The sequence below is a fragment of the Phocaeicola sp. HCN-6420 genome (assembly GCF_037890145.1).
GTDB lineage: Bacteria > Bacteroidota > Bacteroidia > Bacteroidales > Bacteroidaceae > Phocaeicola.
This window is the reverse complement of record NZ_JBBKBJ010000013.1, coordinates 12,442-28,561: the sequence shown is the minus strand read 5'-3', so window position 1 is coordinate 28,561 and position 16,120 is coordinate 12,442. Positions and strand designations below refer to the sequence as shown.

Sequence of the window (16,120 nt, the reverse complement as noted above, 5' to 3'; positions counted from 1 at the left end):
CTTATTTTAAATGGTCTATAAATAACAGAAGACGGTTGGTTATGTTTACGTCACTCACACCACTGTCAAAATCCAAAGATAAGATATTCATTTCCGGGAAAAAATATTTTATACGTTTTTCCACTCCTTTCGAAACGATATGATTGGCAATACAGCCAAAAGGTTGCAGACTGATTACATTGAATATCCCTTGGCGGGCATACGACATGATTTCTGCCGGAAGCAGCCATCCTTCGCCAAACTGCGCATTCAGCGATATCACCTTACGTGCATCGGCAGCCTCCTCGAAAATATCTTTAAACGGAATGAAATAGCGGAAGTTCATGCCCACTTTATTAAACTTACCGATCTGCTTACCGATAATCTTATAAGCCGACTTGTAGACAAAATCGGGCATAACACTTTTCTGTATACACGATTCCACTCTCACCTTCCTATTTACAAAATTCTGCATAAAGAAATCAGTCAGAACAGAAGGTACAACTTCGATCCCCTGCTCCGTCAACCAGCCTATAACATTCTTTTGGGCAAAAGGATTAAACTTCAAGAAAATCTCGCCTACGACTCCAACTTTCGGGCAATGCACATCGCGACAAATCTCATTAAAGCGATCGGCAGCAACAGACAATACGTCAAGCAAATTCTTGGTACGCTTCTCCAGTATCAGCGTTTCAGCCTGTTTCAAGAAATCATCACGCAGGCGAGCAGCCTGTCCCGGCTCTTTCTCGCGTGCTGCCGCTGCATAATAAAACTTCGAAATACAGTCACTATACAAAATAGCCCGTAAGGCAACCGGCAAAATCTTTATCCAGTTTACCTTAAGCCCCGGCTGCTTGTTCTCCAGCGAACCGCCAAACGTCAACGACACAACCGGAGTATGAGGATATCCCGCCTCTTCCAGCGCCTTCTTTATCAAAGAAACATAATTACTGGCACGACACTGGCCACCAGTCTGCGTCATGGCAACAACCGTTTCTTCAGGATTGTAGCGCCCACTCTTAAAGGCTTTAATCACATCGCCCACAATCAACGTTGCCGGATAGCAGACCTCATTATTGGCATATTTCAGTCCCCACTCACAAGACTCTGCATTACTTAATGCCAGATTCTCGACATCATATCCAGCCAGACGCATAATAGCGGGAATAAGCGGAGATATAAAAGGAGTAAAATAGGGAACCAGAATCTTCTTGCTCTTGAAATTATCATCGCAAGCCGCAACAGCAACGGGCTTGTTCGTCACCTTTCTGTCGGTTTTATGCTCATGAAACAACTTCATACTTTCTATCAGCGAACGGATTCTCAGTTTCATGGACCCGACATTGTTTATATCGTCGAGCTTAAGCAACGTAAATGTCTTGCCACTCCGAATCAGAACATCCCTCACTTCATCTACGAGAAAAGCATCCGGACCGCAGCCGAAAGAAGTCAATTCTACAAACTGTACATCATCTGCCTGCGCAGCACACCACTGTGCCGCTTCCAAAATCCGATTCGGATAAGACCATTGAGCCAGGAAATGAACATTTTCCACCTTCTGTCCTTCGCCTCGAACGATATCATCGGAAATGACATCTATTCCCATATCACACAAGACATCCGAGATTTTATGCTGAATCAGCATATCTGTATGATACGGACGTCCGGCAAGGAGCACAGTCATGCGTTTGTTGCAACGGGCATTCTCCAGCATCTGTTTATTGTGGCTTGCCAAAGTACGGCCATAGTTTTCCTGTTCCTCCGTCGCTTTGACAAATGCTTCCTTTATCACCGGTTCTTCCACACCCAGTCCTTTCAGATACTTGCAGCATTGTTTATACAGCAAATCCTTATCCTTGAATGAAATAGCAGGCGAATCGATAGGAATACCTGCCGACTGTACACTTTTTACGACTTCCGAATATCCCGTAACTACGGGGCAGTTGTAACTGTTTTGTTCCTTTCCTCTTCGCTCAAAGATAACAAACGGAAGAAAAATCCGGTCGACTTTCTGGGCAATCAAGTTCTGCACATGAGCATGTACCAGTTTTGCCGGAAAACAAATATTGTCGGACATCACCATTCTGGCGCTCTGCTCATAACCGGAATAAGTAGACTCACCCGACAAACGAACCTCAATTCCACATGCTGTCAGCAAGGTATGCCAGAACGGGAAATTCTCATACATGTTCAGGCTACGAGGTATTCCGACCACCATCCGCGGTTTTTCGGGCACGGTCTTACTGCGTCCGAAGAGGAGTTCATTCTTGAAGCGATAGATATTCTCGCCCGGCTGTTCCTTCGAACCGTTGGTAAAAATCTTTTCGCAACGGTTTCCCGAATAATAATTCTTGCCATTATCGAACCGGTAACGGAATACCTGACATTGGTTATCGCATCCCTTACAATGCAACACATGAGTAGAATAGTGTGCCTGTGAAACGATTTCATCCAAAGAAACGGCTGTATTGCAATGCTCCCGGGCGTAAATGGCGCAGCCAAAAGCCCCCATCAGTTCCGGCATATCGCAACGGGTAACTTGTGCTCCGGTCAGTTGCTCCAAAGCACGGACCACGGCATCATTACGCATAGTTCCACCTTGTACGACGATATGATGTCCCAGTTCTGAAACATCTTTCAGTTTCAGAACCTTATATAAGCAGTCCTTTACAACAGAATAGGCAAGTCCTGCGGCAATATCATCCACAGTAGCTCCCTCACGAAGTACCTGCTTCACCTTCGAATTCATAAAGACAGTGCATCGTGAGCCCAGATCGCAAGGCTTCGAGGAGCGGCACGCAGCCAGTGAGAAATCATGTGCCGTATATCCCAACGTATTGGCAAAGGTTTCGATAAACGACCCGCAACCCGACGAACAGGCCTCGTTTATCTCAATGCGGTCGATAATACCATTGTTGACAAATATGGCTTTCATATCCTGTCCGCCTATATCCAGTATGAAAGACACGTCGTTGTCCAAATAATGAGCCGCTACATAGTGGGCAATTGTTTCTACAATACCGGCATCCAACTGAAAGGCTGCTTTTATCAAATCCTCGCCATAGCCCGTAGAGCAACTCCCTTTAATGTTCAGTGTAGCTTGAGATTCCTCGCATTGTTTCTGCAAGAGGCTCAATCCTTCCGCCACAGTTTCTATGGCATGTCCGCCGTTCGGCTTATAATAGGTAAACAAGATATTGTCATCCGAGTCGGTCACTACAATCTTAGTCGTCGTAGAACCGGAATCAATGCCGATATATACATCCTGCACGCCCGGTTTCAGTGACGCCCTTCCAAGTTTGTTCCGTGAAATTTGCCGCTGCCAGTCTTCATAGTTTTCCTTACTCGAAAAAATTGGCATCAAGCCGCTACACTGATTATACGCAGTAGATGTTTCGGTAGTCAGCTTGGCAATCAGATCGGAAAGCCGGCATATCTTACTATCTTCGTGTATTGACAATGCTGCCCCGGTAGCCGGAAGCAAAGCACCGTTTTCAGGCAAGACAACTTCCTTTTCATCCAGATGCAGATACTCCATAAAGGCCTTTCGTAAAGCCGGAATGAAAGTAAGCGGTCCTCCGCAAAACAAAATCGGAGACTTGATATCCCAGCCGTGAGCCAACGTCACAACAGTCTGAACTGCTACCGCATGGAATATAGAAGCGGCAATGTCTTCCCTGCTTACATTCTTGGCAACCAGATTCTGAATATCAGTTTTACAGAAAACACCGCAACGGGAAGCTATGGGATAGACCTGTACAGCCTTTAGTGCCAGTTCGTTCAACTGGTCGACGGTTGTTCCCAGTATGACAGCCATCTGATCGATGAAAGCTCCGGTACCTCCGGCACAGTTTCCGTTCATACGCAAGTCGGCAGGTTCTCCATGCTTGAAGAATACAATCTTTGCATCCTCACCTCCTATATCGATCATGGAAGCCACATCCGGATAATCTTGCCGGATTGCCTGAGTTGCAGCCACCACTTCCTGAATAAACGGAAACGCATATTGTTCCGACATGCCTAAGCCTACCGAACCGGTTACACAGACGCTGACATCAATATCTCCCTCTTCAATCAATAACTCTTTCAATATATCGGCGACCACGGCTTTTGCTCTTGCGTTATGTCTTTTATATCTTGAAAACAAGAGCTTTTTTTCCTCGCCTAACACAACAATTTTTACCGTTGTAGAACCTATATCAATACCTATCTTCAACATAATTTTGACTTATTTTACATCATAGTCAGACGCAAAAGTAGAGAACATGTTTTATTTTAAATCACGGGCAAAATAATAATTAACATTATTTATCCGTGCCGGAGAATACATATAAGCCTTATTAACAGAGGAGTATATCAAGTTGCAGTAGCCAAAAACCGATTATAAACCGGCAGGTATTTTTTTGAAAGGCCAAAGTTTTTTACACGAAGGAAGAGCATTTTTCAAGATAAATTACTATCGTACATACTATAAGATAACGGCATGTGCCAAGAGTTTAAATGAGTTTTAAATAAAGATACAAGCCCAACATAAGAATAAGCATACGACATCTTTTCTGTAACGCATAGATATCTCATCTATTTTTTGTACAAAAAATAAAATCTTTTGTACAAAATTTAAAAAAAGATGGCGACGTTTTCCCGAACTTCTCAGGAGAAAAAAAATAAAATGTCCTTTACCGCTTTTGACACTCTCCTATTCCAACAGAGAAGAGAACAAAAGCAGTAAAGGACATTCCTGCTATTTCCAATAATAATTAGCGGTTAGGTGTATCCCACACCTTTGTTTCCGAGCAATGAATATTCAAACTCTGGTCACCACATTTTATGGTGAAATCACCTTTTTCCAGACGCCATTTGCCGTCGTATCCTACAAAGGCAAGGTCACTTCCCTTCAGTTTCAGAGTTACGGTCTTGGTTTCACCCGGATTAAGTGCGATTTTTTCGAAGTTGCGCAGGCGGATATTGTCAGGAGTACTGCTTGCAACCAAGTCTTTGGAATAAAGCAATACACTTTCTTTTCCGGCTACCTTTCCGGTATTGGTCACGTCGACCGTAAACACCAGTTCGTCGGATGCAGCAAAATCGGAAGTATTCACTTTCAAGTTGCTGTAACGATAAGTAGTATAGCTCAAGCCATATCCGAAAGGCCACTGCACATCCATTACCGAATCATAGTTGTAGTTTCCACCCATCTGTCCCATGTTTTCGCAAGGCTTGTAGTCGTAGTTGGCCAGAGCATTGATGTATTTAGGATAGGTGAAAGGCAGCTTGCCACTGAAGTTGGCATCGCCGGCAAGCAGATTAGCAAGTGCATCGCCACCGTAGTTGCTGGGCAACATGACATGGACTACCGCTTTTGCCAGCGGAACAATATCGTTGATGATGCGCGGACGGCCTTCATTCAATACAAGGATAACAGGCTTTCCGGTAGCAGCCAAGGCTTTTACCAGATTTCGCTGGTTTTCTGATAAGGTCAGGTCGCTCAGGTTACCCGGAGTTTCGCAGTACGAGTTTTCTCCGATGCAGGCGATGATTACGTCGGCACGGCTGGCTGCGGCAACCGATTTTTCGATTTCCGGCTGGTTTTCTTCCCACCAGTTGTCGTTCTTGTAAGGAGCATAAGTCACACCCGGTTCGTAAATGATGTTCTCCTTGCCATACTTGTTGCACAGAGCTTCGTAAATGGTATTGTAAGCTCCCGCAAACTCATCGGCACGATGTCCCTGCCAACTGTACGACCATCCCCCGTTGAGGCAGCGCATTGAGTTGGCGTTCGGACCGGCGAGCAAGATTTTCGTACCTTTGGCAAGCGGCAGAATATTGCCTTCGTTCTTCAGCAGCACTTCCGATTCTTCGGCAGCCTGCAAAGCCTCAGCCGCAAACTCTTTCGAACCAAACTTGTCATATTTCTTGATGTCCCAGTATGGATGGTCGAACAAACCTAAGCGATATTTCAGACGCAATACGCGGGCTACGGCATCATCGATGCGGCTCATCGGTACTTCACCCTCCTGAACCAGTTCTTTCAGGTAGTCGCAGAAGCTCACTTCGTAGGGCACCATCGACATGTCGATACCGGCATTGATGGCAATCTTGACAGCCTCTTTCTTGGTTGCTGCAATGTGGTCGCGTGTACACAGGTTATTGATGTCCGCCCAGTCGGTCACAATCATACCGTCCCAGTTCAGATCTTCCTTCAGCCATCCGGTCAGCAGTTCGCGATTGGCATGGAAAGGCATACCGTTGTCCACGCCCGAGTTAACCATCACCGACAAGGCTCCAGCTTTCACAGCCGCCAAGAACGGAGCGAAATGCTTCTCACGCATATCACTTCGTGAGATAGACGAGGGTGTACGGTCCTTGCCCGATACCGGAACGCCGTAACCCATGTAATGTTTCATGCAGGCAGCCACATTGTATTCGCCGATGTGGTTCGGGTCGCTTCCCTGAAAGCCCTTGACTGCCTCAACACCCATTTCGGCATTTACATAGCAGTCTTCACCGTAGTTTTCCCACATACGCGGCCAGCGCGGGTCACGTCCCAGGTCGACTACCGGCGCATACGTCCAGGGAATACAGCCAGCCTTCGTTTCGTAAGCGGAAATCTCAGCACCACGGCGCACCAGCGCACGATTGAAAGATGCCCCCATATTCACTCCCTGAGGGAACATAGTTCCATCGAGTGTGTAGGTGGTACCATGAATCTGGTCGACACCATATATACAAGGAATACCGATTTCCTTCATCGATTTATCCTGAATCTGCTTGATGGCCGCAGCCCATACTTCTTTCTTCTGAGCCACACTTAAAGGTACATTCAAGATAGAGCCTACCTTATATTTCCCGATTACGGTATCAAGCATAGCCTCACTGAGTTTAAAGCCATCCTTACTTCCCGGAAAATCGGTTACCACGTCTACCGTTATTTCGCACATCTGTCCGATTTTCTCTTCGAGTGTCATTTTCTTCAGCCATTCCTGAATGTGTGCCTCGATTACCGGATCGGCAGGAATAGCGGGAGCAGTCTGAGCTATTCCCGCAAGGCTTCCCGCACACATCATGGAAGCCATTACCAAGTTTCGAATGTTATTCATACTATTAATCAGTTATAAATTGTTGAGTTGCTTTTTTCAGTCCCGTGCCCGACACCTCCAGTTGGACCGTTCCTTTCTGTCCTTCCAGCGAACGTATGATGACTTGTGCCTTTCCGGCGAAAGCCTTGATGCGGAAAGTCTTCTCGCCGTTGACAGGACGTTCTGTTTCTTTGAATCCCGGATCACCGTTTCCATATCCCAAGATGGTAGCGGGCCCCGTCAGAGTTACTGTCATTTCATTCATGGCATCGGGTACCTCACGGTTTTTCTCGTCTTTCAACGTCAGGTCTACGATCGCAATATCCTGACCGTCGGCTTTCAAAGTTGTATTATACGGTTCCATCAATATACGGGCAGCCTTGCCTGTTGTTTCTATTTTCTCTACCATGATTTTCTTTCCGCCTTTGTATCCTTTAGCCATTAAGGCTCCCGGACGATAAACCGTCTTCCATTCAATATAACCATCGGCAGGCATTGGCTTCCGCCCCAAGTTCTTTCCGTTGACAAACAATTCCACTTCGTCACAATTACTATAGGCCCAAACCCTGATACTATCCCCTTCGTGACCAGACAGGTTCCAATGCGGAGACAAATGTAGCACCGATTCGTCGGTCCACCACGATTTCAGATAGAAAGCCTCATCCTTCGGGAAACCACAATAGTCGAATATTCCAAACTGTGAGCCGGTTGCCGGATAAAGCATTGGGTTCGGTTCTCCCCTATAATCCAGTCCCGTCCAGTAAAACAATCCGGCCAGCCAGGGACGTTCATGGTAGAACTGCCAGCCACGTGCCATGGCATTGACAATACGATTGTCATCTTCAGCCGTACGGTTGATAGGCGCCATCCAGCCACGCAACGAATCGGTGTAATAAACGTTACGCGTTCCGCACCCCGATGTTTCTTCCGAACCCACCGGAGCATACCAGTCGGGATGTTCGCGATGATATTCATCGATTGGATTCTGGCGAAGATAATTATACCCTTTCACATCGACTCCGAAAAGAGAAACCCGTCCACCGGCAGTACCCTGTGTTGTCAGTCGGGTGGAATCCAGCTGATGTACGTATTCACTCATCGATTGAGTAATACGCAATCCGCGTTCGTTCCCTTCGAGTGCCCACTCTTCGTTTCCGATACTCCACAGAATGATGCACGGATGATTGCGGTCGCGTTTAATCATCCGCTCCAGCAAATCGACATGTTCCTTATTAATCCCCATCAAGCGATTCTCTTCGATAACCAGCATTCCCATACGGTCGCACAAATCGAGCATGGCAGGCGATACGGGATTATGAGAAGTACGTATCGCATTGCTGCCCATCGATTTCATTTTTTCGATCCGGTATTTCCACAATCTGTCGGGAATACCTGTTCCTACTCCCGCATGATCCTGATGCAAGTTGGTACCTTTCAACTTGACGGGACAGCCGTTCAACAAAAATCCTTTCTGCGGATTGAACTCAATGTTACGGATTCCAAAACTCGTCGTATACGTATCGACCAGTTTCTCGCCGACATATACATCTGTATATAAGGTATACAAATAAGGATGCTCCAAATCCCATAGATGAATATTGTCCATCGTCGCCGACTGCAACAATTTCACTTCTTCCTGCTTGGAAGCTAAAGTCGTGCTTGATTCCTGCGTGCGGACTACTTCCTTACCCGTCGCATCGAGAATACGGTTGACGACCTTACAACCTGCTGCCTCCAGCCCTTTGTTCGCCAAGCAGACCTCTATATTTACATCGGCAGTCTTATAAGAAGGATCAATATGCGTTGCAACAAATGTGCCGAAAGGAGCAACATGTACCTGCGACATCTTGTCCAGCCATACATCCCGATAAATGCCCGCTCCTTCGTAATACCATCCTTCTTCTGTACTGGCGTCCACACGGACGGTCAGCAAGTTTTCGCCACCATAATTCAAGTATTCTGTCAAATCGTACACCTGAGTGGCATATCCACTCGGCTCATGACCTAAATAAAAGCCGTTGCAAAAGACCTGCGCATTACGAAAAATGCCGTCGAACCGTACACTGATGTGTTTTCCTAAATCCTTTTCTGGTATATAAAACTTACGCCGATACCATCCGACACTGGTTTCCGGATATTTCCATCCGACGGTCTTGTATCCATGACTATGGCTTGCCTCTTTCGAAAAAGGAAGGTCTACCACCCAGTCGTGCGGCAAATTGACTGTCTGCCACGTGCTGTCATTAAACTGTTCGGAACTGGGCCCCTGATTCTGATTAAAGGATTTAGCTTTCGCAAAATAGGTGAAATACTCTGTACCATGAGTAAAATCCTTCTTCATGTCGCCCGCATGTCCATAGGCAAATTTCCACCCATTGTTCAGCAATATAGCTTCTCTTGCCTGTTGCGCACTGACAGACAGACAGGCAATAAACTGTATAAGCAGCAATACAGATAATAGTTTTTTCATAATATTTTCAATAAGATTTTGTCGATGCCTAAAAAATAGTCCTGCAATGCCGAGTATTAATAATCTCATCACCATAACGATCGGTCCGATCCTTACAGTGATGAGTTTTATGTCTATTTCCACTAAAAGATATTATCCTCTACGCTTTGCAGAAGCGTTCCAGTGTTTCCATGCACATACGCCCGTTATGATAAGGACATTTCCAGAAGCCAGCCTTATCATCTTTGGTATTGACCGTACCGTCGGCATATAAACTCCAGTGCCACTCCCCGTGTTCTCTGTCAACCAAATGGTTTTTGATAAAATTCCAGCACCGCAAAGCTTTCTCCAATGCCGACTGATCAGCAAAATGCTGATAGAGATTCAGGTGACCAACCACGTTTTCTGCCTGTACCCACCAGTGCAGTTCACGGTCTACCTTGCCTTTACTTACAAAGTTTTCATAAATCATGCTTCCATCCGGATTCAATCCTTCATCGGCTGCCGCCGCAATTTTTATAATAGCCGGTTCTACCTTTTCCAGCAAATCTTTATCGCCCAAGACCAAAGCTGCTTCGTGAATCAACCACGATGCCTCAATGTCATGTCCGTACGATACAATCTGATACTTATTGGTCCAGTCGTCTTCAAAAAACAAATTCAGGTGGTAAGTGTCTGCATCGAGTATTTTATCCAGAAACAAGTTGACCAAGTTACGAATCTGCTTCTTCAGATATTCATCTTTCCATACACGATACAGATTGGTATAAGGCTCCAGAATATGCAAATGCGTATTCATGGTTTTCTTCTCATTCTCGTCTTTATCACTCAGACGCATGTCCTCTATCGGATGCCAGTCGCGGGTAAGCGCTTCCAGATAGCCATTTTTATCAGCATCGAAGCTATATTTTTCGATTACTTCAAACAAACGTTTAGCGTAATCCAGCGCTTCCGCATCGCCTGTAGCACGAACATATTCACTCAATCCGTAAATAGCAAATCCTATGGCGTAAATCTGTTTCTTAGTATCAAGCGGCTTTCCCTCACAATCCAGCTCCCAATAAATGCCACCAAACTCAGCATCATAAAAATGGTCAATCAGATAACGTTTGGCACGAGTAGCCGTTTCCAGATACTCTTCTTTTCCCAACAGACGGTAGGCAGCAGAGAATGTCCATAAAATACGGGCATTCAGAATCGCTCCCTTCGAAGCTGATGCCTCCAAGACATCGTTTCCTGTAATGCGACCATAGAAACCTCCGCGTTCGCGGTCAATCATCTTTGTCATCCAAAAAGGAAGTATATTATTTTCCAGCTCTGCCTTTACTTCAGCACACAACTGGCTTATCTTTTCATTGTCCATCTTTTTTCGATTTTCGTTTTAAATTCAATTGTTCCATGATACCTTTCATTTTCTGCTCACCCAACGGATAACAAACTATGAAAAGAACGGATATAAACGCTGCCATGGCAGGAAGCAAACTTAAAAACATCTTGATGCCATTGATCGTTTCTGCACTCTGAACGGCATTGGCCTGAAAGCCGAAGAAAGACAACAGCCATCCGGTAACCGCCGTACCTATTGCCCACCCGAATTTCTGGCTCATCGATGAAGCACTAAATATCAGTCCTGTTGCACGGTTGCCTGTCTTCAGTTCCGAATAATCGGCACAGTCAGCATACATAGACCAGAGTAAGGGGAAAATGCTACCCGCACAAATACTGATCAGACACTGGAAGATAAAAATCAGCATCAGGTCGTCATTGTCGAACCAGAAGAATATGACACTCAATACGGAAGCAACCAGCATAGAAAGAGCGAATGTTTTCTTCTTTCCTACCTTGTTACTCATAGGAGCTGCCAAAATAACTCCAACGATATTGGCTATCTGCCCGATAGAAAGGTATAGGCCACTTAAAACAAACGATACGCCCATCACTGAAATAGAACGATATTCATCTTCTACCACAAAATACTTGAAATAATATACGGCTGCCCCGTCACGAATAGAATTAAAGACTAAAGTCGCAACTCCGGCACCAAATAATATCCACCAAGGCTTATTGTGAAACAAATCTCTTATATCGTCTTTCAGCGAAGTTTTCTTATCATTGATTGGTTTTACACGTTCTCTTGTCCAGGCAAAACATCCAAAGAACAACAAGGCGCACATTACGGCTATTACAATTACAGCCATGCACCATCCAAACTGCTGGTCACCCAGGTCCTTACTATGCCCGCTGAATACATTTACCATTGGCATGAACAGCAAAAGTGCAATAAAACTGCCAAGATAAGCAAACATCATACGATATGTAGACAGCGTATTACGATCTGCCGGATCAGGACTCATAACTCCCAACAATGAGGCATAAGGAACATTGATAGCCGAATATACCATCATCATCAATGAATAGGTAATGTAAGCATATACCAGCTTCCCCATATCTCCGAAAGGAGGTGTATAAAAAGTAAGTACTCCTATCAAGGCAAACGGAACGGCAAGGAACAACAAATATGGGCGAAATTTTCCCCATCGGCTGGAAGTACGATCGGCTACCACACCGACAATCGGATCGAATACGGAATCCCATATTCGAGTAACCAAAAACATTGTTCCCACCATAGCAGCAGGCAACCCGAATACATCCGTGTAAAATATCATCAAATAGGCACCGAACAACTTCCAAAACATGGAAGAAGCCATATCACCAAAACCATAACCAATCTTTTCCGTGAGCTTTATCATAGTAGTACTTACTTTCCTTATTATTTCATCAGTTTCATGTTTTTATCAATCAAGTGCTTCAAGGTTTCTACTGAAGCTGTAGTAGTCAAACCATCCTGCGGAGTATTCATACAATAATCCACCAACTTGTCAATAGTAGAAACAGCTACATGCATACGTGTATCGGAAGAAGCATAATATATAAAGACCGTTCCGTCTTCGTCGGCAATCCAGCCATTTGTAAACAATACATTCGAAACATCACCAATACGCTCTTCTCCTTCGGGAGCCATGAAGTAACCGCCCGGAGATGCAATCAGCTTGCTGGGATCTTCCAATGAAGTCATATACATATAAAGCACATAACGCAGACCAGCAGCACAGCCGCGTACACCATGAGCCAAGTGCAACCATCCTTTTGGTGTCTTGATAGGATGAGGACCTTCGCCGTTCTTTACTTCCTTGATGGTATGATAGTAACGGCAATCGATAATTTTTTCTTCCTTGATCTCTGCATGAGTAATATCGTCTACCAGCGCCCAGCCGATACCTCCACCGCTTCCGGCATCGATAAATCCATCCTGTGGACGAGTATAGAAGGCATACTTGCCGTCGACAAACTCCGGATGAAGCACAACATTACGCTGCTGACTCTTTGATTTCAGGTCCGGCAGACGTTCCCATGTCTTCAAGTCTTTGGTCCGGGCGATGGCAGCCGTTGCTGTTGCTGAAGACAAATCTCCGGCAGGTGCATTGTCGTCGTGACGTTCTGCACAGAAAATGCCATAAATCCAGCCATCTTCATGGGCAGTCAAACGCATATCGTAAATGTTGGTAGCAGGTATTACATCATCGGGCATCGTAATGGGATAATCCCAGAAACGGAAATTGTCGACTCCATTCGGGCTTTCGGCAACAGCAAAAAAAGATTTACGGTCGGCACCTTCTACACGCACAACCAATAAATACTTTCCGTTCCACTTGATAGCCCCCGAATTCATCGTAGCATTCATCCCGATACGTTCCATCAAATATGGATTCGTTTTTTCGTCAAGATCATAACGCCAAAATACAGGTGTATGGGCAGCCGTCACTACCGGATATTTATAGCGAGTAAAAACTCCGTTTGTTTTTTCTACAGGCTCATTTTTACGAGTAATCAACTCTTCATACTGAGCGAACAATCTTTTTACTTTCTCATCAAACGCATTCATTGCAATTAGTTTTATAATCAATTATTTTATTGTTTTCATATCTCCGGCAAACAATGTACGAGGGTCATTGTAAAATTTCACAAAGTCGGCAGCCGACGGATGTCCCGGGTAAGGTGCATAAAAATGATTTTCTTTTTCACGTGCATTTCTCCATACCAGTACATAACTTATCGGATATTTTTCTATAACCGGCATCAGTGTCTGTGTCCACCAAAGTGAATCGGGAATCGTTTCATATCCAGTTTCGGTTACGGCCATTGCTTTCTGATGTGCTTTGCTTACTTGTGATACAATGGTAAGTGCATTATTCAGGCTCTTTATATAGGCATCTCTATCAAACTGATAGGCATCTACTCCTATCAGGTCTATAATACTATCTCCCGGATAACGTTCCAGATATTCTGTAGAATCCTGAGGTTCTGTACCCGGAGAATAAGCATATAAAAGCTGAGTGGCTCCCTTTTCCTGCATACGGTCGTAAGTCATTTTCCACAGAGCCTTGTAATCTTCTGCAGAGCACAAGTTCTTTCCCCACCAGAACCAGCTTCCCGTATGTTCGTGCCAAGGACGGAATAATACAGGAACCTTCACACCTTCGGGAGTCTGTATCGAATTCAAGAAATCGGCTATCTTATCCAGCCAGCCAATAAACTTGTCATGGTTGGCACCTCCGGGCAAAATGGATTTAACGACAGTAGAATCACTTACATCCCATGCATCTTTTCCTGTAACAGGATTGTCTACATGCCAACTGATAGAGGACATTCCTCCACGCTCGTATTGTGCAATCACCTCTTTCCGGATACGGTCTACCGAAACATTATCCAAAGTCTTATTACCATATATTTCCATTCTTCCCAAATCGAAAGACATCATAGCAGGATAATCTCCGCAGACACTTTTCACATCGCTCCGGTTTTCATCTCCATCCCAACCAATACCGTATATAGGATCGTCGTGATGACCAAACATAAATTGTTTTTGCTGAGGAAGCTTCTTTAATATCTTTAGCATAGAACATGCTTCTGGTGTTTTTTCCATGTCAGATTGTTTTTTTTGTTGCGTACCGCAAGCAGTTAGACAAGTGCCGATAATCATAGTTGAAATTATAGCTTTCGAGATTTTCATAATGATTAGTTTTATTATTTAACATCAGCAAAGATAGAGAAATTTTATACCACGGAATGATACAATCTTAACATATACATATACGTTCTTTCTTTTTAGCATTCAGATATTATATTGTACTAAACACAAAGGAGTGACCATGTTTCCACATGATCACTCCTCATATTCAAAAATAAAAAAGCAATATCATTTAAAAGACGGAAGCGACTCACGAGCGATCACATACGATTGCGACATAGCATCCAGCCACCATTCCTGACTTGCATGCGATAAGGAAACACCTTCTCCGTCATACCATGGCATAAACCACAACCAACGGGCTCCTGCATTCCATTGTTCAGAAAGTAAGCCCAACTCTGCATTAGCATCGATATTAGCTCCACATTCACTTAATGTTACCATCTTATTTCCATGCTCCGATACCGTCATCTGATACTGAGAGGCACAATCTGCCGCATCGTTTCCATACAGATCTCGACCAATAATATCAACATACTGATCACCCGGATACCAATCTGTATCACCCGTTTCAGTTGTCCATACCCATATCAGGTTATCCAAGCCCTGAGCCTTGAAATAATCAAACATCTGAATCCACAGCTTCTTAAAGCTCTCAGCATTTTTACCCCACCAGAACCATCCACCGGCAGCTTCATGAAGTGGACGCCAGATGACTGGAATACCGGCATCTTTCAGTAATTTAAGATAACCGGCAACTTTTGCCAAATCACTGTTTATCGTCTGATATTCCCATGTTCCTTCGGTAAAAGCGTTATCTATATCAAAAGAAGTCTGATCTTTATAAAAAGCGACATCACTGCTCCCTTCGGATACAGGAACATTCCAGTGCCACATAGCGGCAACCAGCCCACCATTATTCCACCAGTTTCTGACAGGAGTAATATCTCCATAATCAATCCAGCTTCCTGCTGCCGAAGCATTCAGATGAATATAATCAAAGCAATTCAGTGCCGGATATTTTCCTGTCCAACTATAAACTCGTTCTGCCTCTTCCGTATTCCATGCCACATTGGCCATTATACCCGAGATTGTTTTCTGTTCGTAGGTTTCCTGCAAGAAGTTATATACGTTCTGAGCCTCGGTTGTCAATGTGTTAACAGGTTCAGCATCCAGCCCCAAAGTAGTAAAACTAATCTCAACAGCAGGAGCCGGCATTGAGTTAGGACCTGTGACCAATCCTTCCGGAACAGAAAATGTATAGGTCGTATTGCGAGAAGGACAATTTACGACTACGACCAATGTAGGGCTTGAACCAATCACGTCAGCACTCACGATGCTTCCATCATTGGAAATCGACAATAAATCTTTTTTCTGCGATGCGAAAAAAACGTTCTTATCGTAAGTCAAACTGATTGTCACATTTCCCGCCTTTATTCCAGTAGTACCAGATGCAGGAGTAGAAGAAACCAGTGTCGGAGATGCAACCTGCGCTATTTCATGCTCTACCTCCGTTGAGCATGAAAGCGTAGTAAACAATGCTGCTATTAGCAACAAATATATATAGATCTTATTCATACTTTTATA

General features: G+C 44.6%; 8 protein-coding genes. All 8 read right to left on the bottom strand.

The genetic code is table 11. From position 1 onward, the window contains the following. Window position 1: 1 nt before the first annotated feature. The 8 genes from WKT12_RS09355 to WKT12_RS09320 all read right to left on the bottom strand — a co-directional run bounded on the left by WKT12_RS09355 (window position 2) and on the right by WKT12_RS09320 (window position 16,111). Window positions 2-4,198, bottom strand: coding sequence for an acyl-CoA dehydratase activase (locus tag WKT12_RS09355; RefSeq protein WP_340319521.1), 4,197 nt, complete (start codon window positions 4,196-4,198; stop codon window positions 2-4). Between the two features lie 538 nt (window positions 4,199-4,736). Next, window positions 4,737-7,076 carry a glycoside hydrolase family 3 N-terminal domain-containing protein gene (locus tag WKT12_RS09350; RefSeq protein ID WP_340319520.1) on the bottom strand — a complete coding sequence of 780 codons (2,340 nt, stop codon included), beginning with the start codon at window positions 7,074-7,076 and terminating at the stop codon, window positions 4,737-4,739. Window positions 7,077-7,080: 4 nt separating this feature from the next. After that, a complete protein-coding gene (gene galA, locus WKT12_RS09345) occupies window positions 7,081-9,525 on the bottom strand; it encodes a beta-galactosidase GalA (RefSeq protein ID WP_340319519.1) in 2,445 nt (814 codons plus the stop codon). Between the two features lie 139 nt (window positions 9,526-9,664). Continuing rightward, window positions 9,665-10,867, bottom strand: a complete 1,203-nt coding sequence (locus WKT12_RS09340) for an AGE family epimerase/isomerase (protein ID WP_340319518.1) — start codon at window positions 10,865-10,867, stop codon at window positions 9,665-9,667. After that, window positions 10,857-12,254, bottom strand: coding sequence for an MFS transporter (locus WKT12_RS09335; protein ID WP_021972021.1), 1,398 nt, complete (start codon window positions 12,252-12,254; stop codon window positions 10,857-10,859). Before WKT12_RS09335 ends, WKT12_RS09340 begins: the two co-directional genes overlap by 11 nt. Before the next feature lie 20 nt (window positions 12,255-12,274). Beyond that, window positions 12,275-13,447: a glycoside hydrolase family 130 protein gene (locus tag WKT12_RS09330; protein WP_340319517.1), complete on the bottom strand. Its 1,173-nt coding sequence runs from the start codon at window positions 13,445-13,447 to the stop codon at window positions 12,275-12,277. A 21-nt stretch (window positions 13,448-13,468) separates the two neighbouring features. After that, complete coding sequence (locus WKT12_RS09325; protein WP_445323132.1) at window positions 13,469-14,578, bottom strand: glycoside hydrolase family 26 protein; 1,110 nt, start codon at window positions 14,576-14,578, stop codon at window positions 13,469-13,471. Window positions 14,579-14,761: 183 nt separating this feature from the next. Further along, window positions 14,762-16,111, bottom strand: coding sequence for a glycosyl hydrolase (locus tag WKT12_RS09320; RefSeq protein WP_340319515.1), 1,350 nt, complete (start codon window positions 16,109-16,111; stop codon window positions 14,762-14,764). Window positions 16,112-16,120 lie beyond the last annotated feature (9 nt).